This window comes from Isosphaeraceae bacterium EP7 (genome assembly GCA_038400315.1).
Lineage (GTDB): Bacteria > Planctomycetota > Planctomycetia > Isosphaerales > Isosphaeraceae > EP7.
In genome coordinates this window covers 3760679-3786439 of record CP151667.1, presented here as the reverse complement: position 1 = coordinate 3786439, position 25761 = coordinate 3760679, and the positions used below count along the sequence as shown (strand labels likewise).

The following is a 25761-nucleotide window of genomic DNA, read 5'->3' as shown; positions in this document are numbered from 1 at the left end:
CGCCGCATGAATGGGACCACCGCGCTCAAAACCAACCTGGAAGAGACCAAATCCTTGCTCGAGAAGTACCTGGCCGACTTCTCCGACGCCGACATCCAGGTCCGGCCGGTCCCCAACGCGAATCATGTCGCCTGGCAGATCGGCAACGTCATCGCCGGGGAGCATTTCATGCTCCAGGCGGGCCTGCCCGACGCCAAATTCCCCGAGCTGCCCCCGGGCTTCGCCGACCGCCATAGCTCGAAGGCGGCGGGCGTCGAAGGGCCCGAGGGCCTGCTGACCAAGGACGAGTATCTCGCCCTCTTCAACGGGGTCCGCGGCGCCGCCATCGCCGCGCTCGACACCCTGACCGACGCCGACCTCGACCGTCCGACCGAGGGCCCCATGGCCGCATTCGCCCCGACGCTCGGGCACGTCTTCCTGGCCACGGCCAACCATACCATGATGCACGCCGGCCAGTTCTCCGTCATCCGCCGGGTGCTGGGCAAGCCCGTCCTGTTCTGATCTCTGCCCCTTCGAACGGCCGACGGCCGAGGCCCCTCCGGTTTCCCGGGCAGGCCTCGGCCGTCTCGTTTCAAGGTCGGATCGTCGCTCAGCGGCCGGCCGCGGCCCGTTCCTGGCGGAACATGGCGTTGGAGCGGTCGCCGCGAGACAGCAGGTAGGCCACCAGGTCGAGGATCTCCTCTTCCTTCAGGGTGTTCAGCAGCCCCTGCGGCATCATCGACGTCGGCGACGGCGTGACCGTCTCGATCAACTTGCGGTCGACGCTCACCTGCCCGTTGGGGTCGAGCATGTTGGTGTTGATGCTCATCGAGTCGTCATTCAGGTTGACGATCCGGCCGGTGACGGTCCGGCCGTCGAGGGTCTCGACGACCACCGCCTGGTACTGGTCGCTGACGACCTTGCTGGGCAGCAGGACCGACTCCAGCAGGTCGCGCACGCCGAACCGGCCCGAGACCACGGTCAGGTCGGGGCCGACGGCCCCCCCCTCGTTGTCGAACCGATGGCAGGCGAAGCACGACGCGCCGCCGAACAGCGAACGGCCGCGGTCGAAGTCGCGGTCCTTCAGCTTGGATTCGACCAGCGGCACCAGCTCGTCGACGGTCCACTCCTTGACCAGGGGGCGCGAGGCCAGGGCCGGCGCGGGCTCCTTCAGCACGGGCTTGGCCTCGAGGGTCTCCTTCAGGCTGGCCTTCTCCGACTCGCTCAGCGTGGCGATCGCGTCCTCGCGGATGATCCGCAGGAAGCCGCCGAAGCTGGCACCGCCGCGATAGTTGGCCGCCTTCAACAGCCAGTTGAAGAACGCCTTGCGCTCGTCGAGCGTCCAGTTCTTCTTCAAGGTGCGCAGCGACGTGGCGTAGTCGAGCTGCTCCTCCTGCGTCGGCGCGTCGTCGAGTAGCTTCGTCGCCTTGGCGTTGATCGAGGGGGCTTCGAGATAGACGAGCAGCTTGCAGAGCTCGGAGTTGATCTGACGCGCCTTGCCGGGGAAGTGCGGGTCGAACCGCTTGACCAGCCGGTCGATCGTCGCCTGGTCGGCGGGCCGGCCCATCCGGGTGAAGGCCAGGCTGTAGGCACGCAGCAGGGCGACCTGCTGGAACTCGGTCAGGCCGTTCCACTCGATCCGGTCGAGGGCCTCCAGCAGCTTCGGCTGGAGCGACTTGTCGCCCAGGCGGGCCAGGGCGATCAGGACTTCGATCGAGGCCGTCGGGCTCGACTTCTCGGCGAGCGCCCGGTCCTGCCAGGTGGCTGCGGGCTGGGTCTCGATGGCGACGCGAGCGGCCCATCGAAGGAACCGGTCGGGGCTGCCCAGGTGGGGCCAGGCGGCGTCGACCGCCTTGGGGTCGACGTGGCCGTGGAAGGCTTCCAGGTCGCGCCGGACCTTACGCTCGGCGGCACCCTCGGGGTTGCCCGTCGAGGGGGCCGTCGACTCGCTGCCGGTGTAGGTCACCCGATACAGGCCCGACTTGGTCCGCCGGCCGCCGATGGTGTAGTACAAGGCGCCGTCGGCCGGGTTGACGATGATGTCGGTCAGCGGCAGGGGGACGCCCGTGACGAACTCTTCCAGCTCACCGGTGTAGGTCGAGCCGGTCGACTTCAGGTGGGTGGCGTAGAGCTTGCCGTAGCTCCAGTCGCAGATGAACAGGGCGTCCTGGTACTTGGCCGGGAACTTGGCGCCGTAGCCGAAGGTGACGCCGGTGGGCGAGCCGGGGCCGACGTTGACGGCACCGGGCAGGCTGTCGGCGTAGTAGGGGGGCCAGACGCCCGCGCCGTTACGCCAGCCGAATTCCGAGCCGCTGACGACGTGGCAGACGCGCGTCGGGCGGTACCAGGGGGTGTTGATGTCCCACTCCATGTCGGAGTCGTACGTGAACAGCTCCCCGTCGCGGTTGAAGGCGGCGTCGTACTGGTTGCGGAAGCCCATCGAGACGAGCTCCCAGTTGGTCCCGTCGGGGTTGATCTTGTAGACGCAGCCGCCGGGGGCCAGCACGCCGGCCATGAAGCCGTTGCCGTCGGGCATGCGCGGCAGCAGGATGTCCTCGCTCCAGGCGCGGGGGACGAGCGACTCATTCACCTCGACGGGTGCGGTCTGGTTGCCCACGACCATGACGAGCGACTTGCCGTCGGGCGTCAGCATGATCGCGTGCGGGCCGTGCTCGCCGGCGCCGCCGGGCAGCTCGCGCAGCCTCTGGACGTTGTCCAGCACGTCGTCGCCGTTGGTGTCGCGCACGCGGTAGAGCCCGGTGGGGAACTTGCCCCCCGAGTTGACCACGACGTAGAGGCTGTCGAACGCCCAGAGCAGCCCCTGGGCCTCGCCGATCTCGACGGGGATGGGCTCGACCTTGATGTCCTCGGGCTTGCCGTCGAGCGCCGGCAAGGTGACGCGGTAGAGCTTGCCGTACTGGTCCGAGGCGATCATGCGTCCCTTGGGGTCCAGGGTCATGCAGACCCAGGAGCCCTGCTCGTCCTTGGGAACCGAGTAAAGCAGCTCGACCTTGAAGTCTTTGGCCACCTTCAGCTTCGAGGGGTCGGTCGCTGTCGCCTCGCGCGCCGGGGCGGCTTTTGCCAGCGACTCCTCGGTGATGGCGACATAGGGGGCGTCGCCCAGCTTGCCGATCTCGGCGGCCTTGACCCAGGCCTTGTCGGCGGGGTCGAAGTCGGGGATCCCGCCGCCGCGACGCTCCAGGGCGTCCCAGCTCGCGTCGGTCACGACGACCTGGGTGCCGCCGTCTTCGAGGTCGATCACGAGCCGGGCAAGGAAGGCCGCCGGGCCGGCGTCATTGCGGGCGCGGACGCCCAGGATGTGGGCGCCGGGCTCTTTGCCGGCGAAGGCGGCCGTCAGGTCCTTCGAGAACGCCAGGTGCGTGCCCACGGCGTTGAAGATGGACTTGCCGTCGAGGTGGACATTGGCCGAGTCGTCGCAGGCCAGATAAAGCTTGGCCGACTTCACCTTGGAAGCGACCTTGAACTCCTTGCGGAGGACAACCGACTGCTTCTCCTTGGGGGCCCCTGGGGCCCAGATCCAGCGCGGTGTGGTGACTGGGGCGTTGTCGTCGGCCCCACGGGCGGCGGCCCCGACAATGAGGCCTGCCGCGGCCATCAGCACGGCGGCGATTCGCTTCGATCGCATCGGTCACCCTTCGCGTTCAGTTTCGGTCGTCATTTGGGCGGGGAGAGAGAAGATCGGGCAAATGGGGCGGCACGGCGAGACGGGCCCGCTTGGGCCCCGGCAGGGGCTGCGGGCGTCCGGGTCGCACGGCCCGGCTTCCGTCGGGCGGGCCGGGCGGGGAGGCGGGGCCCCACTCCGGCTCGATCGACCAACTGCCATTCGACCAGCCCGCCGCCCCCATGTCCAGGCCCGTGCGGCCCGGCGCCGAGGGGGTGAGAAACCCCACGACACGCCCGGATTCACTGGCGTCGATGGCTCCGTCGCGGTTAGCCTGTCTCCCTTGGGCGGGGCGTCGCCTCGCGGCGGGAAGGGGCCGGCCAAGGCCGGGGGAGTCGCGTTCATGCTCGATCCCAGGGCCGACCACAGGTCGACGCCCGGAAACCCGTCCACCGAGGACGAACTCGGCCAGGCGTCCGCGCCCGACGCGCAGGCCTCGACCATCTGGAGGGAGGCCCGCTCCGGCGATGCCACCGAGCATCGATCCAAGCTCGCGGACGCTGCCGACCCGCCGCCCGTGAAGGCCCTGAAGTCCGACGACATCACGCTCGATCTGGACGCCGAGGCCCCGACGGAGGGGGGCTCATCCAACGCCACGGTCGCCGAAGTGCCCGGGCACAGGATCGTCTCCTCGTTGAGCCAAGGCGAGCATGAGACGCGCGGCCGATACACCATGACCCACCTCCACGCCCGGGGGGGGATCGGCCAGGTCTGGCTGGCGCGCGACGTCGACCTCGGCCGCGAGGTGGCACTCAAGGAAATCCGCCCCGAGCGGTCGGGAAGCTCCGGCGTCTGGGCCCGGTTCCTGGCCGAGGCCCGCATCACCGGCCAGCTCGAGCACCCCGGCATCGTGCCGATCTATGAGCTCGCGCGGAAGGGCCCCGACAACCTCCCCTACTACACGATGCGATTCGTCCGCGGCCGGACCCTGGGCGACGCGGCCCGCGCCTATCACGAGCGGCTCGTCGCCGGCGAGGCGTCGCCGCTCGAGCTGGCCACGCTGGTCAACGCCTTCGAGGCGGTCTGCCAGGCCCTGGCCTATGCCCACTCGCGCGGGATCATCCACCGCGACCTGAAGGGGCAGAACGTCGCGCTGGGCGACTTTGGCGAGGTCATGGTCCTGGACTGGGGCCTGGCCAAGCATGTTGACGCCCCCGACCCCGAGGTCATCCACGAGCCGTGTGACGAGCTTGGGCCGGTCGACCCGGCCGAGGAGCCGACGCTCCAGGCGACCGCCACGGGCCAGGTGATGGGCACCCCCGCCTTCATGGCCCCCGAGCAGGCCGAGGGGGACGTCTCCCAGATCGGCCGCGGCACCGACGTCTACGGCCTGGGCGCCGTGCTCTACGAGATCCTCACCGGCCAGGCGCCGTTCCACGGCGACGACACCCGCGAACTGCTGCGCAGGGTCATCGACGAGCCCCCCGTCCCGCCGCGGCAGCTCAGCCCATCGGTCCCGCGGGCGCTCGAGGCGATCTGCCTGAAGGCGATGGCCAAGGCCCCCGGCGCCCGCTACGCCTCGGCCGCCGACCTGGCCCTCGAGATCCGCAAGTACCTTGCCGATGAGCCCGTGAGCGTCTATCGCGAGCCCTTCTCGGTGCGGGCCGGCCGCTGGGCCAGGCGGCATCGGACGGCCGTGTCCTGCGCCACCGCGGCCCTGGTCGTCGCCGGTGCCTCGCTGGCGGTGGGGACCGTGCTCGTCAGGCGCGAACGCGACCAGGCCCGCGAGCAGCGCCAGGTCGCGCGCCGGGCCGTCGACGACATGTACACCGACGTCGCCGAGGGGTGGCTGGAAGACCACCTCGACGACGTCCAACGCACCTTCCTGGAGCGGGCGCTGGCCTACTATGAACGCTTCGCCGACCAGCAGGCGTCGGACCCCACCGCCGTCCAGGAGCGCGGCCGGGCCTCGCTGAGGATGGGCGACATCCTCCGCAAGCTCGGCAGGAACCCCGAGGCCGAGCGAGCCTACCGCCGGGGCGTCGACATCCTCGGCCGCCTGGCCGACGACCAGCCGGACACGCCCGAGCACCGCCACCATCGGGCCGTCGGCCTGGCTCGCCTGGGCGGCGTGCTGGCCGCCGGCGGGCACGCCACCGAGGCCGAGGCGCTCGAACGCGACGCCATCGCGACGGACCTGGCCCTCCTTGAATCGGATCCCGCCAACCCCGCTTACGTCCGCGAGCTGGCCGTCGCCCGCAAGGAACTGGCCGATCTCCTGCGCGTCCATGCCAGGGCCGCCGACGCCGATCGGCTGTTCGAATCGGCGGTCGCCGGCTTCGAGGCCCTGGCCAACGCCCCCGGCGCACCCGCGAAGGCCCGCCAGGACCTGGCCTCGACACTCGACCGGCAGGGGCTCCTCTTCCGCGAGCTAGGCCGGTTTGACGCGATGAAGGCCGCCTACGACCGGGCCCTGGCCATCCAGCGATCCCTGGCCGACGAGTTCCCCACCCTGCCCGCCTACCGCGAGAGCCTGGCCAATGCCGAGACCGCCTTCGGCCTCCTGCTCAGCGATTCGGGCCGGCTGGGCGACGCCGAGCCCGTGCTCGCTCGGGCCGTCGCCGTCAACGAGGCGCTCACCAAAGACTTCCCGCTCAGGCCCGAATATCGCCGCGACCTGGCCAGGAGCCAAATCAACCTGGCTAACCTGCTCCAGAAGTCCGGCCGGCCCGGCGAGGCCGTCGCCCGGTATGCCCCGGCCGCCCAGATCTTCCGCGACCTGACCGCCGCCCAGCCCCGGACGATGCTCTACCGCCACGACCTGGGCCGGCTCCAGATCAGCCTCGGCGCGGCGCTCCGGGCCGACCGAAAATTCAAGGCCGCCGGCGCGACCTACAACGAGGCCATCGCGACCCACGATGCCCTGATACGCGACCAGCCGACCGTGCCCGCCTACCGCCAGGGCAAGGCCGACGCCCTGATGAATCTTGGCGAGTTGCAGGACACCCTGGGCAACCCCGAAGAAGCCGAACGCCACTACCAGGAAGCCCTCCGCATCAACGAAGCCCTGGCCCGCGACGAGCCGGGCATCCCCGAATACCAGCGAGGCGAGGCCAAGTGCCTGGTTAACCTCTCGGGCTTGTTCAAGCCCCTGGGCAAGCTCAAGGAGGCCGAGGACGCGGGCCGGCGGGCGGTGCGGGCCCTGGAAACGCTGGCCGCCGAGCACCCCGAGAACCTCGACGATCGCCTGGCCCTCTCCGGCGCACTGAGCAACCTGGCCGCCCTGCGCCTGGCCGACGCCGACGCCACCTACGCCCGGATCATGGAGGTCAACGACCGGCTGGTGGCCGACCACGGATCCGACCCCAGGACCCGGCAGATGCAGGCCCTGGCCTGCAACAATCTGGGCGAGCTGAAGCTCTCGCGCGGCGACCTGGCCGGCGCCGGGGCCGAGTTCGGCCGGTCGGTCGAGCTGTTCGACGCGATCATCGCCGGCAAGGGGGGGACCGCCGACGACCGAAGCTATCTGGGCTACGTCCTGGGCAACCTCGCCGCGGTGCAGGTCGCCGGCAACCGCCCGGCCGAGGCCAGGCCGCTGCTGGAGCGGGCCGCCGGCCAGCAGCGAGAGGCCCTGAAATCGAACCCCAACGCGGACATGTACCGGCTCGGCCTGGTCGACCACGACACCAAGCTGGCCGAGACCCTGCTGGCCCTGGGCGAGCACGCCCCGGCCTCGGACCTGGCCGCCGAGATCCCCGAGGTCGCGGCCGATAAGCCCGCCGCCGAGTTCGAGGCCGCCCGGCTGCTGTCCCGCTGCATCGCCTCGGCCGAGGCCGACACCACCCTGCCCGATGAGCGCCGCAAGGCCTACGCCCACGACTACGCCGGCCGGGCGATCGTCCTGCTGCGAGGCGCCCTCCAGGCAGACCGATCGCTGGGCGACCGGCTCAGATCCGGCGCCGACTTCGCCCCCCTGAGGAGTGCCGCCGGCCCCGCGCTGGATGCCCTGCTGGGCGCGGGCCCCCCGACCGGACCCAAGGCCCCCTGATCATCGGCCGAAGGCAGCCGCTCGGGCAACCCGCTTGCGCGAGGTGGCCAGCACCGCGGCCAGGCCCAGGGCCGACATCACGACCGTCGAAGGCTCGGGCACGGCGAAGGGGACCGACGACTCGTTGGTCACCGCGATCCTGCCGCTAAACGGCTGCTTCGACCCGTCGAGAGGCGAGGTTGTCTGGCCCGAGTAGTCCAGGAACCGGGGGACGAAGTCGGACTCCGACTGGATGGTGAACATCCCCAGGGCCAGCTCGTCCTGGCCGGTCTCCACGAAGAGCGGGTCCCGCCCGATGTAGCTCCAGGTCACCTCCTCGGAGGTCGGGTACGTCGCCGCCCAGTTCGACGGCTGGTTGTTGGTGCCGATAACCAGCCCGGGGATGATCCCCAGGGTGATGAAGTCTCCCTTGGCGATCTCGGAGCCCGAGGGCAGGGCGAGCTCGATGCTATAAATCAGGCTGGGATCGGGGACATCCTTGACCTTGACGATTTTGACGATAATCTCGGCCTGAACCGGCGCCTGCCCCGCCACCAGAAGTCCGGCGACCGCGACCAGCAGAAGACATAGACGGCGATGTGACATCTCGATTACCTCGGCCTTCGATCGTGCCATGAGTTGCCCCGCCGGGTCCGATCTCGGTGGATCGCTGGCGTGGGCCCCGACGTCGGGGCATATCGGCTTATCGCGGGACGATGATAGCCGATAAACATGCCTGAATAGCCGTTTGTTGAGAAAATCAATCCGCCCCGCTTAAATTCGCCGTTTATCCCCGAAGAAACGCCTCGATACAGACCTGCGACCAGGTCTCGAATTCAGCCGACAACGCGGGCAGATCGACCACGGGAAGGAACACGGGGTCGGCCAGCGAGTCCTCGAGCGGGATGACTTCGGGGCGGTCGAGCTCGTAGAGGTGGACGACGCCCAGGTGAACGCGGCCGACCGGCGTGGAGTCGTCGTTGATCAGGCCGATCCGGCTCAACCGACCGGGGCTGTCGACCTTCACCTCCTCGTCCAGCTCGCGCCTCAGGGCGATCTCGTAGGCTTCCAGGGTCCCCCGGCCGTCGGCGTCCTCCTCGGCGACGTGGCCGCCGACGCCCAACGAGCGGAGCTTGCGCAGCCGGGCCTCGCCCCCGGAGCCTCCTCGGGTGTAGGCGAAGACCAGGTCGCCCGCGCGAAAGACCACATAAGGGATGATCTGCTTGAACCCGGGGTCGTCCTCGACCTCTCGGCGCGCCCGGAATTCGGCCAGGCCCGGGGCCAGCAGGGCCCCGAGATAGCGGTCGACGTCGGCGGAGAACCCCTGGAATCTCCCCAGTCGGTCCAGCTCCGCCCCGGGCACGATCAAGACTCGTTCATCCAGCCCCATGACGCATCCCTCCTTGAATCGAACGGCGTCCGCAATCAGCCTCAGCTGAAGCATATCGGTCGGAGGATGGTCCCGGGCCGAGCCTTTGGATTCGGGGCCAAGGCGGGATTGCGAGTTCTCCCCGGATGTCGGACAATGGATGTCTAGGGAATCTGGGATGAACGCGCAAACCTTACCCTGCCCGGCGGCGGGTCATACATCCACTTGACGGCGTTCGACTTCGGTTGTATGTATCGAGTTGACACTGTCCGGGCCGCCACGCACGCCTTCCGCGTTTCGCCCGAAACGACCGACCGGTCAGCCGCCCCGTCCGATGGTCCCAACGACGCAGGGAGATCCGCCGTGCCCATCCGAACGACCCGGGTGATGCTTTCGGTCGTGACCGCCGGGATCCTGTCCTGCGCGACGGCCCAGGCGCAACAGGATGCCGAGTCGCTACCCGGCCCCGAGCCGCTGGCCCCGGTGATGCTGGCCAACACGCTCCCCACCAAGCCCATCCGCCGCACCGCCAAGGGGTTCCAGGACCCCCTGGATCGCAAACGCGAGGTGTTCAACGAGCAGTGGATCGACACCCGGACGCTGCCCAGCGACCGCGCGACCCAGCTCGGATACACCGAACAGACGGCCGATTTCACCGTCGGCAAGACCGTCACCGGCGAGACCAGCAAGGCCACCGCGGTCATCACCGGCAAGGACGTCGACGACCAAGGGGCGGGAACGCTCACGCTGGCCAGGGTCAGCGGTGAGTTCCAGAACGGCGAGAACCTGGCCGATGACGCCGGCGGCGCCGCCAAGGTCCGAGGCAAGCTGCGCGAGGGTGTCTGGGTCCTCGACTTCGCCTTCAAGCCGCTGCGGATCCAGACCGTCGAGGTTCCGGGCAAGGGGCGCAAGGAGGTTCTCTACCTGTACTATCAGGTGGTCAACCGGACCGGAAAGCCGCGTGCATTCATCCCCGAGTTCACCCTGGCCGCCAACGGCACTGGCAAGAAATATCCCGACACGGTGATGCCCGAGGCCGTCAAGCAGATCCAGAACCGGGAAGACCCGTCGACCCCGCTGCTGGGCGCCGTGGACGTGATGGGGATGATCCCCCCCAGCGACCAGCCGGGCCTGGACAAGGCGGTCTTCGGCGTGGCGGTCTGGGACAAGTTCGACGCCAAGGCCGACGTCTTCAGCATCTACGTCCGGGGCCTGACCGACTACAGCTTCACCACCCCGCCGACCTCCGAGGGAGGAAAGCCGGTCGTGAAGTACAAGACCCTGCGGATCGACTTCCGCCGCCGGGGTGACGAGATCAACCTGAACGAGAAGGAAATCGAGCTGCTGGAGCCCCCCTACGAGTGGGTCTACTGGTGAGCCGCCCTCGGCCCGATCCTTCCGCCTGAACCAAATAAGACGGCCGCGCGATCCGACAGGGTCTCGCGGCCGTTCTCCGTCGACCTCCGCCCCGGCCATTCTTACTTGCCGATGCAGAACCGGCTGAAGATGCGGTCGAGGATGTCGTCGTTGACGGTGGCACCCACAACCTGGCCGAGCGAGTCGACCGCGAGCCTGAGGTCGAGCGCGACCAGTTCGTCGCCCCAGCCGTCGGCGAGCGTCGCCGAGGCATCTCGAAGCGCGATGCCGGCGGCGGCCAGGGACTCGCGGCAGCGGGCGGCGGTGCCGGCGGGCAGGGCCGAATCGGCGTCGACTCCGCGTAACGCCTCGGCGATCGCGGCACGCAAGGCCGGCAGCCCAGCTCCCGTGGCCGAGCTGGTCGAGAGCGTGCCGGCGGCGGGCGCCGCCGACAGGTCGCACTTGGTGACGACGATCAGGGCGGGCACATCGCCGGTGGGAATGGCCTGATCGCCCGGCCCGGCATCGGCGGGGCGACAGTCGAGGAGCAGGTCGGCGCGGGCGGCCTGGTCGGCGCGATGGACCTGCGCCCGGTCGGCGATGGGTCCGGCGGCGTCCTCGATGCCGGCGGTGTCGACCAGCTCGACGCGGAGGCCGTCGCAGTCGCAGGGGGCGCAGAGATAGTCGCGGGTCGTGCCGGCGACGGATGAGACGAGGGCCCGATCCAGGCCGACGAGGGCGTTGAACAGCCGGCTCTTGCCCGCGTTGGGCGGGCCGACCAGGACGACCCGAGGGGCCCCGTCGATCCGGTCGCGGCCCCTGAGGGTTCTGGCCAACTCTTCGACGGCCCCGGCCATCCCGGCGAGTTCGGAGGCCAGGACCGCCCGGCCGATGGGGTCGACGTCGGATTCGTCGACGAAGTCGAGCCCCGCTTCCAGGTGGGCGACCACGTCGAGCAGGCGGTCGCGGGCGGCCTGGATGGGCCCGAACAGGCCGCCGGCCAGTTGCCGGAGCGCCGCGTCGAGCTGACGAGGGTTGCGGGCCTCGATCACGCCGAGCACCGCCTCGGCGCGGGTCAGGTCGAGTCGACCGGCGAGGAACGCGCGTAGGGTGAACTCGCCCGGCTCGGCCAAGCGGGCCCCGCGCCGCATGCGGTCGGCCAGCACCAGGGCGAGCACCGGCTGAGAACCGCTCGTGTGGATCTCGGCCAGCGGCTGACCCGTGTACGTTCGAGACCCGGGCCATAGCAGCAACGAAGCCGGCAACGATGGACGGAACCCGCCCACTTGCAACCGCCCGAGCCGCCAGTGAGCGCGGTCCGTCGGGGGCTCCGCGGCGCTCGCGTCGTCGGGCGTGAAGCCGGCCAGGGCCAGTGGGATTGCGTCGGGCCCCGAGAGCCGCACGATCCCGCGGAGCGCGCCGCCGGGTGGGCTGCCCACGGCCGCGATCGTGTCTCCGGGATCCAGTTGCTGCGCGCCCATGAGTGACGTTATCCCAATCGAATCTTGGTCGCCTGCTCTTACGCATGATAAGCAGTACGCCCGAAACAAAGCGAACCGCCCGGCGGAGGGGCCGGGCGGTTCGCGTCTTCAGGAGGTCGGTCACCGGAGGGCCGGATCAGCGGCGTTTGCCGCCGGGACGTGGGCGTGTGGATCCGCCGCGATTCCCCTTATCCTTCTCCTTGTCTGTCACCTGGTCGGTGAGCTGACGGTCGTTGCGGATGGTGCTCGTGTCTTTCTGGGCCTCTTCCAGCAGCTTCTCGAAGCGTGAGCGAAGCCCGCCGAACCGGGTAACCTTCGGTTCGGCCCCGTTCCCATTGCCGCCCGAGGGATCCACCTCGGCGACGACATCGATCAGGTCGCCCGGCTTGGCCTTGGGCAGCAGGAGTCGCTCGCAGATCTGCCAGAGGCTGCTGGTGATGAAGTAGAGCCCCAGGCCGGCGGGGACCTTGTAGAACATGACGGCCATGAAGAGCATCATGTACTTCATCATCTTCTGATTCATCTCTTGCTCCGGCGTGGTGGCCGGCGGGGCGAAGAGCTTCATCTGAACCAGCATCAGGCTGACGACGAACAGGGGCAAGATATTGAAGTACTTGCCCAGGAACGGCAGCTCCGAGGGGAACTGGAAGAGCATGTCGGGGGCGGCCAGGTTGCGGATCCAGAGGAACTGGGAGTGCCGCAGGGCCACGCTATTGTTGAGCGCCTGCCAGAGCCCGACGAAGATGGGCAACTGGATCAGGGCCGGCAGGCAGCCGCCGACCGGGTTGACCCCGGCCCGCTTGTACAGGGCGAACGTCTCGCGGGAGATGACGTCCTTCTGGTCCTTGTACTTCACGCGCAGGGCGGTCAACTGCGGCTGAAGATCCTGCATCTTCTTGGCGGCGAGGGCCTGCTTGCGGCCCAGCGGGAACATGATGAGGCGGACGGTCATCGTCAGCAGGATGATGGCAATGCCGTAGCTGCCACGCTTCGTGCCGAAGAAGCCGCCGACCTGCACGGTCAGGGCATAGATCCGCTTCAGGAGCGGGTCGATGAAGTACTTGGCGACCGTGGCGCCGCCGGGGATGGTGAAGTAGACGTTCTTGCGGTAAGACGCCAGGTCCTCGGCACCATAGGCCGCCAGCGCCTCGTTCGTCTTGGGGCCGGCGAAGATGCTGTAGGCGTGCGTCACCGTGCGATCGGGGCCGACGGAAATCGGCCTGGTCCGCATCTCGACGCTGACGTCGTTCTTCTGCGCGTTGACCTGGTCGGTGCGGGTCACGACCGCGACGGTGTCGATGTCGATCCGGTCTTCCTGGCTCGTCGGCGGGGGCTCGGGGGCGAAGAAGACGGCGAAGTACTGGTTCTCGACGCCGGCGAATCGCAGCGGCAACTCGGTGTTGCGATAAGGTTCGTCGGTGGCGGCGGCCTTGCCGACGTCGTAGGCCGAGTAGGTATCAATCTTGACGGCGCCGCTCTTCAGCCGGCCGAAGAACATGTCGCGGAAGGTGCCGGTGTACCACTCCCCCTCGATGGGGATGCCGTGCGGGCCGAGCAGGGTATAAGAGGTCGTCTGGTCGGTCTCGGAGGCGAACTTCACCTCCATCCGGAAGGCGTCCTTCCCCTTCTCCAGCCGGTAGGTCTTGGTGACCTCGACCGCCGGGGAGAGCACCTTGGTGCGGAAGACGATCTCCTGGCCGATCTCGGCGCCCGGCTTGGCCGTGTCCGCGTCTTTGGGATCGGCGAAGACGGGGCGGATGGCGCGGCCCTTGTCGTCGCGGACGACCTCCCAGCGGCGCAGGTCGAGCGGCGAAGGGGCGAGCGCCTCGGCGCCGGCTCCATCGGGCTGGACGAGGCGGAAGCTCAGCGAGGGGGGCGCGGTATCGTCGGGCTTGGTCTCGATGAATGAGAGCGGCCTTCGTGCGGCGCGGCGGTTGTCGTCCAGTTCGGCGTCATATTTGGACGATCGGAGGTCGGCCACGCCGGCGCCGTCCTGGGTGAGCTGGACCTCGAGCGCGTAGCCGCTGTCGGTCGCGGTGGAGCCGAGGGTCAGTTCGGCCTTGGTGACGGCGGGGACATCGGGGGCCTTGGGCGCCTCGTTCGCCTTGGCGGCGACGATGGAGGCGGGCTCCTTCGCGGCGTCGTCCTTGGCCTTGGCGGCGACGGGGGCATCGGCCTTGGGGGGGTCGGCCGAGACCTCACCGGGCTTTTCCTTGTCCTTCGCCTGGGCTGCGGCCAGTGCGGCGGCCTGCTGCGGCTGGGGCTTGGGGATGAGACCCCAGCGTTCGAGGAGCATCTGCGTCGTCAGCATCATGCCGACGGACAGCACGAAGAAGAGGACCAGCCGTTTCTCGGGACTCATCGTGGGGCAAGACCTTGGGTGTCGTCGCGTGCGTCCGCTGGCGAGGCGGCAGGGCCAGGGCGCGAGCGCGAGCATTGCGTCGAGCCGCCCGACCCCCGGGTCGCCCCGGGGTTAGCTCGGGGCTCAGCGACCCTGGCGGAGACGGTCGCCGAGGAAGGGGTCGAGCTCGGGGACGGCGTAAATCTTCTTGATCGTGGCTTCGAAGTCGTACGGCAGGCGTCGATATCGGAGGCGGGGGGCCCCCCCCTCGGCGTCCTCGAGGATGGCGTAGCAGGCGCGAGGGTCACCGTCGCGGGGCTGGCCGACGCTGCCGACGTTGACGAGGACCTTGCCCTCGCCGAGGGTGTATTCGTTGTCAATCTCGTCGGGGGCGTAGAACTGGAACCCCTCGGTGAAGACCCCAGGGACGTGAGTGTGCCCCTGGAAGCAGTACTTCTCGACGAGCTGGAACAGGCGTTCCATCTTGCGGTGATTGTAGATATCCTCGGGGAAGATATATTCGCTGAGCGGGTTGCGGGGCGAGCCGTGGACGAACAGGAACGAGTCGGCCTTGTGGGTGCGGGGCAGCTCGCCCAGGAATTCCCAGCGGCGCTCGTTGTTCACCCGGTCGTGCGGGCTCTCCAGCTGCTCTCGTGTCCAGAAGATGGCCCGCTCGGCGCCGACGTTGAATCCGTCGGGGTCGAACATGGCCCCCTGGTCGTGGTTGCCCAGCAAGGTCACCGTGCACCGCTCCATCACGCGGTCGATGCACTCGCGCGGGTTGGGGCCGTAGCCGATGATGTCGCCGAGGCAGAATATCTCGGTGATGTCCTGGGCTTCGATGTCGGCCAGGACCACTTCCAGGGCTTCCAGATTGCCATGGATGTCGCTGATCAGGGCGCGGCGCACCGGGACGGACCTCCGAGCAACACAGGGGCGATCGGCGATGTCCCGACCTCGGTCCGTCATGACGGCCCGGGTTCGACGTCGGCCCCGGTTGATGGGGCCCGATCTCGCGGGGCGGGTGGCCGGGTTTGGGGCAAGGCGCCGCGACGTCAAGACCCCGGCCGCGTCTTGGCCATCCTAGCCGGGCCGCGGGGAAAAATCCAGAGTCGCCGTTCCCGCTTCTTCCGCACGTGGTTGTACCGACGCCACGCGGACGGCCACGGCAGGACTCCCGGCCGGCCTGACACGCCGCCAACGATGGATCGAGGGACACTTTGGACTTGAACCTGCTGGCGATCGAGACCTCCACCGACCGGGCCGCCCTGGCCCTGACCACCGCCGACGGCCGCTGCCATGTCGCGCATGTCGAGTCATCAGGGCGCCACGGCCGCGACTTGCTCCCGGCCCTGCGCGACCTGCTCAACGGCTCGGGCCTGCGGGCCACCGACCTGGATGCGCTGGCCGTGGGCCTCGGCCCGGGCTCTTACACCGGCCTGCGGATCGGCGTGATGGCCGCCAAGACGCTGGCTTATGCGGCGGGCTGCCCGCTCACCGGCCTGGACAGCCTGGAAGTTCTGGCCTGCAACGCCCCCGCCGACGTCCTGCACGTGGTAGTCATCGGCGACGCCCAGCGCGGCGACCTCTACGTGGCCGAATTTTCCCGCGACGAACCGGGGGCGACCCTGCGGCAAGCGAAGGCCACGCGCATCGAGCCCGCGTCCTATCTCCTGGGGCTGGACGGCGGGACGCTCGTGATCGGGCCCGGCCTGCGGAAGCTGGCCTCCCCCCTGCCCGACGGCCTGGTCGCCGGCTCGCCCGAGCAGGCCCGGCCCGAGGGCGAACGGCTTGCGGAGCTGGCCCTGCGGGTGTACGAATCGGGCCGGCGTGATGACCCCTGGTCCCTGGAGCCGATCTACCTGCGCCGGAGCGCCGCCGAGGACCAGTGGGCACGCCGCCAGGACGCCCCCCCCGCCTTGACCTGAACCGACCGAGGACCGCCCGCGATGCCCGCCGACCAACCGCCCGAGTCGAGAGCCCAGGCAGGCCAGTCGAGGACCAAGTCGGCGTACGGGCTCCAGTGGAACCGGTTCCGGATCCTCAGGCCCGAGGAGGACCGGGCGACCTTCGGCAACCGGACGGGGCTGACCCCCGCCGACCTGGCCGGCGCCCGCGTGATGGACGGCGGCTGCGGCATGGGCCGCTACCTGCGGGTGGCCGCCGAGTGGGGTGCCGCACTGGTGGTGGGCCTGGACCTGAGCGAGGCGGTCCTCGCCGCGCGCGACCTGACGGCCGACCTTCCCAACGTCGCCGTCGCCCGGGGCGACCTGCTGAGCCCCCCCTTTGCCGAGGGATCGTTCGACCAGATCTACTCGCTCGGCGTGCTCGACCACACGCCCGACCCCCGCGCCGCCTTCCTGGCCCTGGCGAAGCTGCTCGCCCCCGGCGGGCGGATCGTCGTCTGGGTCTACCCGCGCGAGCGGCCCCTGCTGGAGCGGATCATGGACGCCCAGCGCGCCGTGTCGACCCGCCTGCCGCTGCCGGTCCTGCTGGGGGCCAGCCGCCTGATGGCGCCCGTCGGTGCCGTCAAGAGACGCCTGATGGCGAGCCGCCACCGGCTGATCGCCCGGGCCGGGGTGGCGCTCAACGTGCTGACCATCGGCGTGTCGATGCACCCCGACCCCGAGGTCAGGGTCTGCGACACCCTGGACTGGTACGCACCCAAGTACCTCTCCAGGCACACCACGCGGGAGGTCGCAGGTTGGTTCACGCAGGCGGGGCTCGTCGACATTATCGACATTTCTTCACGTCAGGCGTTCTTTCATGCCGGGCAAGGCAATGGGGTGAACCTGGCCGGCCGTCGGCCCGGCTGACCGCGGGGCACGGCGATGGGCCCTTGAACCGGCGGAGTCGTCCTACTTACACTGGCCCCGTCCGGCCGGGGTGTCTTCGCAGGGCGAAACCCCCGGCAGTCGTCACATCGCCACGCCAGGTCAGGGACGGGTCCAACCGTATGGTCGACTCCGAAGCCAACCCGCTCCGCCAGGGCCTTCCCAGGACCCGAGCCCCCGAACCCTGCGCCGTCGTCCTCTTCGGCGCCACCGGAGACCTGACGCACCGCAAGCTCGTCCCGGCGCTCTACCACCTGGAACGCGCCGGCCAGCTTCCGGCCGAGTGCGCCATCATCGGATTCGCGCGACGCGACTGGTCCGACGAGAAGTTCCGCGAGGAGATCAAGCCCGGGCTGGCCAAGGAGGCCGGCAACGGGCCCGTGTTCGAGGACGCATGGCCCGCCTTCGCCCAGCGCATCGCCTTCGCATCCGGTGAGTTCGACGACCCCGAGGCCTACGCCAAGCTCAAGGAGAAGCTCGAGGCCATCGACGCCAGCCACGGCACGCGCGGCAACCGGCTTTATTACCTGGCGGCCTCGCCCGAGTTCTTCTCCACGATCATCGAGAACCTGGGCAAGGCCGGACTCATCTACGAGCCCAACAGCGAGCCCTGGAGCCGGGTGGTCATCGAGAAGCCGTTCGGCCACGACCTGGCCAGCGCCCTGGCGCTCAACCGAGACGTCTCCCGCGTGCTCGACGAGACCCAGACCTATCGGATCGACCACTACCTGGGCAAGGAGACGGTCCAGAACATCCAGGCCCTCCGGTTCGGCAACACCATCTTCGAGTCGCTCTGGAACCGCCAGCACGTGGCCAGCGTCCAGATCACGATGGCCGAGGAGGTGGGCATGGCCGGCGGACGGGGCGGTTATTACGACACCGCCGGCGCGCTGCGGGACATGGTCCAGAACCATATGATGCAGCTGCTCTGCTTCGTGGCCATGGAGCCCCCGGTCAACCTCTCGGCCGACGCCGTCCGCAACGAGAAGGTCAAGGTGCTGCAGGCCCTGCCCCAGTGGACCGCCGCCGACGTGGCGGCCAACGTCGTGGGGGGCCAGTACACCGCCGGCTCGATGCAGGGGATCGACGTGGCCGGCTACCACCAGGAGAAGGGAGTGGCCGCCGACTCCACGACCGTCACCTACGTGGGCATGAGGCTGGAGCTGAACAACTGGCGCTGGGCCGGAGTTCCGTTCTACCTGCGCACCGGCAAGCGGCTGCCGAAGCGGGCGACCGAGATCGCCATCGAGTTCAAGCGGCCGCCGACGGCCCTGTTCGAGGTCGACCGCGAAGGCGCCGGCGGCGCCAACCTGCTCGTCCTGCGGATCCAGCCCAACGAGGGGGCGAGCCTCGCCTTCCAGGCCAAGATCCCCGGCTCGAGGCGGCGGCTCCAGGAAGTCCGGATGGACTTCCGCTACGGCACCTCGTTCGCCTCGCCGCCCCCCGAGGCCTACGAGCGGCTGCTGCTGGATGTGATGCTGGGCGACCCGACGCTGTTCACCCGGACCGACGAGGTGGAAAGCGCCTGGCGATTCATCGACCAGATCCTAGACGCCTGGAAGAGCGGAGAAGCCCCCCCGCCCAAGCCGTATGCGGCGGGCACCTGGGGCCCCGAGGCCGCCGACGAATTGCTCGAGCGCGACGACGCCCACTGGCGACGACTCTAATCTCGATCCGACGACCGATGGTCCCCTGGGCGAACCAAGCCATGTCTACGTCCACGACCGACGCCTTCCTCAACGGCGAAGACATCCGCGTCGACCCCCGGGCCATCGAGGCCGAGCTGATCCGACTCTGGGGCCCCGCGGCCGAGCGATCGGGCGGGCCGACGCCCGAGAACCCCAATGTCACACGCATCGTGCTGGCCAACCTCATCGTCGTCGGCCGCGCCGAGGACGAGTCGCGGCTCGCCCCGGTGCTCGACGTCGTCCTGGCCCAGTTCCCCTCGCGGGCCATTGTCCTGCGCCTCGGCCGCGAGCCTGGCCGGGCCGTCGAGGCCGAGGTCTCGGCGCTCTGCCACCTCCCCGCCCCCGGCATGCCGCAGGTCTGCAGCGAGCGGATCATCCTCCGCGCCAGCCACGACGCCTCCGACCTCCTCCCCGGCTCCGTCCGGCCGCTGCTGGAGGCCGATCTGCCCGTCGTGCTCTGGTGGACCGACGACCCGCGCGAGGACGTGCCCCTCTTCGAAGCCCTGGTCGACGAGGCCTCACGCCTGATCATCGACTTGCCCGACCCCGCCGCCGACGTGGAGGCCCTGCGCAAGGGCCTGGACCCCGGCCTGCACCCGTTCTCCCGCGACGCGGCCTGGTTCGGCATCACCCCCTGGCGCGAGTTGGTGGCCAAGTTCTTCGACCCGCCCTGCAACGAAGGGGCGCTCGACAAGATCAAAGCCGTCCGCATCTCCGCCACCTCGCCCGACATCGACCGGACCCCACGCCAGGCCGCATGGGTCATCGCCTGGCTGGCCGGCCAACTCGGCTGGGGACCGGTGGGATCGCCGAAACGCGAGCCCGGCCTCCTCACCGCCACGTTCAACACACCGAGGGGCGAGGTCGCCGTCGAGATCCACTCCACCGCCGACGCGTCGATCAATGCGCCCGTGTTGATGGACGTCTCGCTGTCGATCGCCGGCGACGAGACTTTCCGCCTGACCAGGCAGGGCACGACCTCACCCGAGGTCCACATCCAGATCAAGTCGAGCCGCGCCTGCGCGCTGCCCCGCTCGGTCGCCTCGCCCAAGGTCGACGAGGCCCACCGCGTGGCCGCCGGCCTGGAGTCGGCCCGCAAGGACGTCCCCTTCCAGCGTGCCCTGCCCCACGTCCTCTGGCTCCTGGGCGGCTGAATTCCGGCAGGGGTCAGATGACCTCGGTTGGAAGCACGCGGACATGGTCCTCGGACGAGCTCAGGCCGTGCAGCCTCCTCCAGCGCCACTTGGTCGCCGAGAAATAGAGCACGGGCAGGAAGACGTCGATCACTTCGTCGGCGATGAGCAGGCCGCCCAGCACGGGGGCCGCCATCGGCTTGATGACCTCGGCCCCCACGCCGCTGGCCCAGAGCATCGGCGCGATCGAGATGATCGTCGTCCCTTCCGTCAGCAGCTTCGGCCGCAGCCGATGGATTGCCCCCTCCAGGATCGCCTCGCGCAGGTCGGCAACCGAGGCGATCGCCGCCAGTCCCCCACGCTCCTCGATCGCCTCGCGCAAGTAGACGAGCATGACGATCCCCGTCTCGACCGCCATGCCGAAGCAGGCGATGTAGCCCACCCAGACGGCCACGCTGAAGTTGTACCCCAGCGCCCACTGGAAGATGGCCCCGCCGGCCAGGGCCCCCAGCACGCTGGTCATCATCAGCAGGGCGTCGATCCAGCTGCGATAGGTCAGATAGAGGATCAGGACGATGACCGCCAGCACCGCGGGGAAGACGATTTGCAGCGTCTTGCGGGCGCGTAGCTGATGCTCGAACGTACCCGACCACTCCAGGTACATTCCCTGCGGCAGCTTGACCTCGCGCTCGACGACGCGGCGTGCCTCCTCGACGAAGCCCACCTCGTCGCGTCCACGGACGCTCAGTTGCACATAAGCGCGGAGCAGGCCGTTCTCGCTCTTGATCATCGAGGGGCCTTCCACCAGCCGGATCTCGGCCACCTGCGCCAGCGGGATCTGCGCCGGAGCGGCGGGCCCCGCTTCCGCCGCGGCCGGTTGCATCCCCATCCCGGGCTCGGCCCCCCCTTCGCTTGAGGGACCTCCGCGCCCGGCGATTAGGATTCGCTTGAGTGATTCCACGTCATCGCGATACGCCCGCGCATACCGGACGCGGACCGGGTAACGCTCGCGCCCCTCGACGGTGGTCGTCACCGGCTTGCCGCCGAGCGCGACCTCGACGACGTCCTGGATGTCGCCGACCCGGATGCCGTATCGCGCGGCCTTCTCGCGATCGATGTCGATCTCGACATAGCCCTTGCCCACCACCTGATCGGCCACCACGTCGGCCGCACCGCGCACCGGTCGCACGGCCTTGGCCACCTCTTGCCCAACCCGCTGGATCTCCGCCAGGTTCGAGCCGAAAACCTTGATCCCGATCGGCGTGCGCACCCCGGTCGAGAGCATGTCGATCCGGTTAATGATCGGCTGAGTGAAGATGTTCCCCCAGCCGGGCATCTGCAATGCCGAGTTCATCTCGTCGAGCAGGTCCTTCTTGGTCTTACGCCAGAGGAGCAGCCGCTTCGAGAATGGCCCTTCCAGCGAGGGCCTGAGCGATCGCAGCTCCTCTGCGTCGGCCGGCCGAGCGACCAGCTTGCGGTCGCCTCCAAGTCGCATCAATTCTTCGATCGCCCCCCAGGTGGCGACGCCGACGGCGCGGTCAAACAGCTCCCAGTTTAGGGCCTTCGTCCGCTCGGCCGAACGCCGGTCGTGCGACTCGGCGAGTTCGTCGGTCAGCCGCGTGAACAGGTCGGCCCTGGGCGAATCGAGCCACTCTCCCAGGGTCTCCGAGGCGCTCTCCAGCACCGTCGGCGGCGGGGCGAGTAGGTCGCCCGAATCACGCAAGATTCCCGATGACACCAGCCGTTTTGCGGCGTCGCGCACCAGGGCCGTCACGTCATCCGGCAGCGGTTCCAGGGCCAGGCGGCTCGCATGGGTCGGGGCCAGGGCGTCGATGAGTTCCGCCCTGGCCTTGGAGTCGAGCGGCTTGGCGATCGAGCCCAAGGCCAGACGCGAGAGCAGGCCGTCGACGGCGTCGCCGACCAGGGCCCTGCCCAGCTCGGGGCGGAACTCGGCCATCCGCAACGCCGTCAGCTCGCGCAAGGATGTGTCCACCTTCTGCGAGACCGCCATCGCCGCGTCGTTGACCAGAGAATCGCGGGCCGCCCCGGCGTCTCGCAGCGTCGGGATGAGCAGGCCACGGGCGACGAGTGCGTCGAGTACCGCCGAAACTTGCGTCGTCGCATCCGCATATTCGAGCTTCCGCTTGGGCCAGGCCTCGCGGTCGCGCAGGTTGATCACCGTCTCGATCATGTCCAGAGGCGCCGGGTCGGTGGCGGTCTCCGCCCGGCCCGCCTTGCCCACGACCTGCACCACTTCGGGGAACGACCGCAGGACGGCGTCGCGCACTTTCAGGTCCTCGGCGGCCTGAAGCACCGACATCCGCGGCACGCTGGTGGGCATCTCCAGGATGCTCCCCTCGTCCAGGGGAGGCATGAACTCGCGTCCCAGCCGCGTCGAGGCGAGAAAACCGGCCCCCAGGATGCAGGCGAACAGCCAGATGACCAGGCGGGGTCGATCCATCAGCCAGGCGAGCATCGGCTTGAAGACGGCGGTCATCGTCCGCACCAGCCAGCTCTCGTCCTCGGTCTTGATGCGTCCCTTGAGGAAGATCGGGATGAGCGCGGGAACCAGCGTGATCGACAGGATGGCCACGCCGATCAGTGCAAATGTCTTGGTGAATGCCAGCGGGTGGAACATCTTCCCTTCGCGGCCCGTCAGCGCGAACACGGGAAGAAATGAGAGGATCGTGATCAGCACCGAGAAGAAGATGGGCCGGCCCACCATCCGGCAGGCCGGGATGACCAGCTCGCGGATGTCACCGCGAATCGGCTCCCCCTTGAAGTGCTTCGTCAGGTGGTGCGCGGCGTTCTCGGTCATCACGACCGCCTGGTCCTCCAGGATGCCCACGCTGATCGCGATGCCCGCCAGGCTCATGATGTTCGACGGCACGCCGGTCAGCCGCATCATCAGGAAGCTGAACAGGACCGCCAGCGGCAGCGTCACCGACACGATGAGCGCACCGCCCAGGTGGCCCATGATCAGGAGGATGGCGATCGTGCAGATGGCCAGCTCCTGGATGACCGCCTCGCCGACCGTCTCCAGGGCCTTATTGATCAGGGGTGTCCGATCATAGAACGGGACGATCCGCACCCCCTCGGGCAGGCCGGCCTGAAGCGACGTGATCTTCTCCTTGACCCGCCTGGTGACCGCCAGTGGGTTCTCGCCGTGCCGCATCAGCACCACGCCGCCCACGGCCTCCTTGCCGTCCTTCTCCAGCACGCCGCGGCGGAATGCGGGTCCGATCTGCACGGTTCCCAGGTTCTTGACCTCGACGGGCACCCCGCCGCGCTGGGCGACGACCGTGTTCTCCAGGTCGCGGCGGTCGCGGATCCAGCCCACCGAGCGGATCAGGTATTCCGCATTCCCCATATGAAGGACCCGGCCTCCGACCGCCGAGTTCGACCGGCTGACGGCCGAATAGACCTCGCCCAGGCTGATGCCGTAGCTGCGCAGCTTGTTCGGGTCCAGGTCCACCTGATACTCGCGCGGGGCGCCGCCCACCGACGCCACCTCGGCCACGCCCGGCACGCTGTTGAGCTGATACCGCACGAACCAATCCTGGATCGAGCGCAGCTCGCCCAGGTCGCGGCCGTCCCCCTCGACGGTGTACCAGAAGATCTGCCCCAGCGCCGTCGCGTCGGGCGCCAGGTAGGGCGTCACCCCCTGCGGTAAAAAGGTCGACGCGATCGACAGTCGTTCAAGCACGCGTTGACGGGCGAAGTAGTAGTCGGTCGCATCATCGAAGATGATGCTGATCATCGAGAAGTTGAACTCGCTCGACGACCGGACCACCTTCACCCCGGCCAGCCCTTGCAGGTTGACCGACAGAGGATAGGTGACCTGATCCTCGATCTCCTGAGGGCTCCGCCCCATCCAGTCGGTGAAGACCAGGACCTGGTTCTCGGACAGGTCGGGAATCGCGTCGACGGGCATCGTCAGCATCGCCCGGGTCCCAGCGACCGCGACGACCAGGGCCGCCACGATCACGATGAACCGGTTGCGGATCGACCACTCAATGATGGACTCGATCATGGTCGAACGGGGCCTCGATCCCGGGCGCGGCATCTCATCAACGGTGCAACGGCAGGACGATCAGCGTCGGACGGGGGCGTCCGCGGCCGAGGCCGAACGCGTCGACGCGGGCGCATGCGTGTGCGGCGTCTCGGTCTTGGCCGGCGCCTCGGCGGGCGTCCCGGCGGAGGTCGGGTCGAGCCGGGTCTCGGCGTCGATCAGGAAGGCGCCGGCGGAGACGACAACATCGCCCGGGTGGAGGCCTTCGAGGACCGGGAAACGGTCGCCGGAGCGCGGGCCGAGGACGACCTTGCGCCCTTCGTAGACGCCCGGCGCGGCCTCGACGTAGACGACCTGCATCGCACCCGTGTCGATCACGGCCGAGTCTGGCACGGACAGCACGCCGTCCACGGGCGCGGGGGCCAGCCTGGCCAGATACTTCGCCGGCGCATTCTGGAGCTTATCGCTGCACCCTTCGCAGCAAATCCAGACCTTGCCCTGGGCAAGCTGGACGGGGATCGGCTTGCCCATCGAGCCGAGCTTGGCCGTGGTCACAGGGCAGATCTCTTGCTGCTCGGCCGTGGCATCGCGGGGGGTGGTTTTCGCGACCCGCTGTCCGGGTCGGCCGGCGACGGGCACCTTCAGGGTCACCGTGGCGAACATCCCCGGCCGCAGCGCCTCGTCGGCGTTCTCCAGGTCGTAGCGCACGCCCACAGTGCGGGTGGCCACGTCGAGCACAGGGTCGATGAACGCGACCGTGCCTGAGAAGACCCGGCCGGGATAGGCCTCGACCGTCGCCCGGACCGACTGTCCGACTCGCACCAGGGCGAACTGATCTTCGAACACTTGCGCCTTCACCCAGACATGCCCGAGGTCGGCCACCTCGAACATCGTCTCTCCCTCGGCCACGTACTGCCCTTCCACGACCGCCTTGCGGATGACCACGCCGCCGATCGGCGACAGGATTGGCATCCGATCGACCGCCTTGCCCGAGGCCGCGATGGCTTCGACCTGTGCGGAGGACAGGCCCCAGCGCCTGAGCTTCTCGCCCGCCGATCGCGCGGCCTCGCCGGGATCGCCCATCCCGAGCATCGGCCGTGCGCCAGGCTTCGAGGCCGATCGATGGGCGAGGAGCAATTCCTGGATGCCTTGATAGAGCTCGGTCGAGTAGAGCTCGGCCAGCGGCTCGCCCGCCTTGACGCGGGTGCCGTTGAAGTTGACGGCCAGGGATTCGACCCGCGCCATCCCCTTCAGACGCGACGCGATCCGTGCCCTGCGTCGCTCATCGAAATCGACCGAGCCGACCGTCGTGATGGTCTGCTCCATGCTGGAATAGCCCACCTCGACCGTGCGCACGCCGGCCTGGGCGATGCGCAGTGGGGCCAGTTGCAGGCGGGCCGTCACCCCCTCGGGAAGTTGCTCCGCCTTGCCCACCTTGCGGCTCGACAGGGGCATGCCGCAAATCGGGCACGAGTCGGGCGTGGGCCGGACCACGTTCGGATGCATCGGGCAGTAATATTCCAGGCCCAGGCCCGCCTGAGCGGCCTGCATCGTCGGCCGGTTCCACTTCTCGTAGTGGTTCCAGATCGTGTCCCAGTAGCCGAAGACGAGCCCGGTAACCGCCATCAGGGCGATGAACCTGAGCCTCAGCTCGACGACCTTCATGAGCATCCGATATCGCTGCCATCGCGTCGGCGGCGTCTCGCCCTGAACTTCGAAGGACATTGGAGCGTCCCCCCCTTCTCGCAAGTGTCCATCCGCCCACCTTGGCCGATGCCCGCGAGCCGCGGCATCATCCACCAAGATCCATCCGGCGACAATGAGAAAACGCCCCATCAACCCGGCCATAGGAGCGGTCGGGACGAGCGGACGCAATCACGGCGCGCAAGATCAGATCTGAAGGCGGCAGTTGCGGAGAA

General features: G+C 69.0%; 15 protein-coding genes. 7 read left to right on the top strand and 8 right to left on the bottom strand.

From position 1 onward, the window contains the following. The first annotated feature begins 6 nt into the window (after positions 1–6). Entirely contained in the window at positions 7–501 is a 495-nt protein-coding gene (locus tag EP7_RS14645; protein WP_463521926.1) for a DinB family protein, read from the top strand. A gap of 88 nt (positions 502–589) precedes the next feature. Here the strand turns inward: EP7_RS14645 and EP7_RS14640 are convergent, their stop codons facing one another. Then, positions 590–3625 carry a heme-binding protein gene (locus EP7_RS14640; protein WP_463521924.1) on the bottom strand — a complete coding sequence of 1012 codons (3036 nt, stop codon included), beginning with the start codon at positions 3623–3625 and terminating at the stop codon, positions 590–592. A gap of 379 nt (positions 3626–4004) precedes the next feature. On the opposite strand from EP7_RS14640, the gene EP7_RS14635 reads away from it, so the two are divergent. Then, on the top strand, positions 4005–7649 hold the full coding sequence (locus EP7_RS14635) for a protein kinase domain-containing protein (protein ID WP_463521922.1): 3645 nt from the start codon (positions 4005–4007) through the stop codon (positions 7647–7649). Here the strand turns inward: EP7_RS14635 and EP7_RS14630 are convergent, their stop codons facing one another. Both EP7_RS14630 and EP7_RS14625 read right to left on the bottom strand, forming a co-directional pair. Beyond that, positions 7650–8234 (bottom strand): PEP-CTERM sorting domain-containing protein, encoded by a 585-nt coding sequence (locus EP7_RS14630; protein WP_463521920.1) that lies wholly within the window; start codon positions 8232–8234, stop codon positions 7650–7652. It abuts the gene before it with no gap. A 181-nt stretch (positions 8235–8415) separates the two neighbouring features. Then, positions 8416–9018: a phosphoesterase gene (locus EP7_RS14625; protein WP_463521918.1), complete on the bottom strand. Its 603-nt coding sequence runs from the start codon at positions 9016–9018 to the stop codon at positions 8416–8418. A gap of 342 nt (positions 9019–9360) precedes the next feature. Here EP7_RS14625 and EP7_RS14620 point away from each other — a divergent pair, with 342 nt between their 5' ends. After that, positions 9361–10374, top strand: coding sequence for a hypothetical protein (locus EP7_RS14620; RefSeq protein ID WP_463521916.1), 1014 nt, complete (start codon positions 9361–9363; stop codon positions 10372–10374). A gap of 101 nt (positions 10375–10475) precedes the next feature. Here the strand turns inward: EP7_RS14620 and EP7_RS14615 are convergent, their stop codons facing one another. The 3 genes from EP7_RS14615 to EP7_RS14605 form a co-directional block, all read right to left on the bottom strand. Further along, positions 10476–11834, bottom strand: coding sequence for a tRNA modification GTPase (locus tag EP7_RS14615; protein WP_463521914.1), 1359 nt, complete (start codon positions 11832–11834; stop codon positions 10476–10478). Between the two features lie 136 nt (positions 11835–11970). Next, positions 11971–14196 carry a YidC/Oxa1 family insertase periplasmic-domain containing protein gene (locus EP7_RS14610; protein WP_463521912.1) on the bottom strand — a complete coding sequence of 742 codons (2226 nt, stop codon included), beginning with the start codon at positions 14194–14196 and terminating at the stop codon, positions 11971–11973. A 123-nt stretch (positions 14197–14319) separates the two neighbouring features. Next, entirely contained in the window at positions 14320–15084 is a 765-nt protein-coding gene (locus EP7_RS14605; RefSeq protein WP_463521910.1) for a metallophosphoesterase family protein, read from the bottom strand. Positions 15085–15401: 317 nt separating this feature from the next. On the opposite strand from EP7_RS14605, the gene tsaB reads away from it, so the two are divergent. From tsaB to EP7_RS14585, 4 genes are all read left to right on the top strand, one after another. Continuing rightward, the gene (gene tsaB / locus EP7_RS14600; protein WP_463521908.1) at positions 15402–16103 is read left to right on the top strand and encodes a tRNA (adenosine(37)-N6)-threonylcarbamoyltransferase complex dimerization subunit type 1 TsaB; all 702 of its coding nucleotides are present in this window, start codon (positions 15402–15404) and stop codon (positions 16101–16103) included. A gap of 21 nt (positions 16104–16124) precedes the next feature. After that, positions 16125–16991 (top strand): class I SAM-dependent methyltransferase, encoded by an 867-nt coding sequence (locus EP7_RS14595; RefSeq protein WP_463521906.1) that lies wholly within the window; start codon positions 16125–16127, stop codon positions 16989–16991. Positions 16992–17131: 140 nt separating this feature from the next. Continuing rightward, the gene (gene zwf / locus EP7_RS14590) at positions 17132–18676 is read left to right on the top strand and encodes a glucose-6-phosphate dehydrogenase (protein WP_463521904.1); all 1545 of its coding nucleotides are present in this window, start codon (positions 17132–17134) and stop codon (positions 18674–18676) included. 41 nt (positions 18677–18717) lie between these two features. Continuing rightward, complete coding sequence (locus EP7_RS14585; protein WP_463521902.1) at positions 18718–19851, top strand: glucose-6-phosphate dehydrogenase assembly protein OpcA; 1134 nt, start codon at positions 18718–18720, stop codon at positions 19849–19851. A gap of 13 nt (positions 19852–19864) precedes the next feature. Here EP7_RS14585 and EP7_RS14580 read toward each other — a convergent pair whose 3' ends face one another. Together EP7_RS14580 and EP7_RS14575 are read right to left on the bottom strand one after the other, a co-directional pair. Then, entirely contained in the window at positions 19865–23863 is a 3999-nt protein-coding gene (locus EP7_RS14580; RefSeq protein ID WP_463521900.1) for an efflux RND transporter permease subunit, read from the bottom strand. 60 nt (positions 23864–23923) lie between these two features. Then, entirely contained in the window at positions 23924–25567 is a 1644-nt protein-coding gene (locus EP7_RS14575) for an efflux RND transporter periplasmic adaptor subunit (RefSeq protein WP_463521898.1), read from the bottom strand. Positions 25568–25761 lie beyond the last annotated feature (194 nt).

Bases quoted from the DNA above. Each gene is read 5' to 3' on its own strand.
- EP7_RS14645 (WP_463521926.1), top strand. From the start codon at position 7: ATGAATGGGACCACCGCGCTCAAAACCAACCTGGAAGAGACCAAATCC.
- EP7_RS14640 (WP_463521924.1), bottom strand. From the start codon at position 3,625: ATGCGATCGAAGCGAATCGCCGCCGTGCTGATGGCCGCGGCAGGCCTC.
- EP7_RS14635 (WP_463521922.1), top strand. From the start codon at position 4,005: ATGCTCGATCCCAGGGCCGACCACAGGTCGACGCCCGGAAACCCGTCC.
- EP7_RS14630 (WP_463521920.1), bottom strand. From the start codon at position 8,234: ATGTCACATCGCCGTCTATGTCTTCTGCTGGTCGCGGTCGCCGGACTT.
- EP7_RS14625 (WP_463521918.1), bottom strand. From the start codon at position 9,018: ATGGGGCTGGATGAACGAGTCTTGATCGTGCCCGGGGCGGAGCTGGAC.
- EP7_RS14615 (WP_463521914.1), bottom strand. From the start codon at position 11,834: ATGGGCGCGCAGCAACTGGATCCCGGAGACACGATCGCGGCCGTGGGC.
- EP7_RS14610 (WP_463521912.1), bottom strand. From the start codon at position 14,196: ATGAGTCCCGAGAAACGGCTGGTCCTCTTCTTCGTGCTGTCCGTCGGC.
- EP7_RS14595 (WP_463521906.1), top strand. From the start codon at position 16,125: ATGCCCGCCGACCAACCGCCCGAGTCGAGAGCCCAGGCAGGCCAGTCG.
- zwf (WP_463521904.1), top strand. From the start codon at position 17,132: ATGGTCGACTCCGAAGCCAACCCGCTCCGCCAGGGCCTTCCCAGGACC.
- EP7_RS14585 (WP_463521902.1), top strand. From the start codon at position 18,718: ATGTCTACGTCCACGACCGACGCCTTCCTCAACGGCGAAGACATCCGC.
- EP7_RS14580 (WP_463521900.1), bottom strand. From the start codon at position 23,863: ATGATCGAGTCCATCATTGAGTGGTCGATCCGCAACCGGTTCATCGTG.
- EP7_RS14575 (WP_463521898.1), bottom strand. From the start codon at position 25,567: ATGTCCTTCGAAGTTCAGGGCGAGACGCCGCCGACGCGATGGCAGCGA.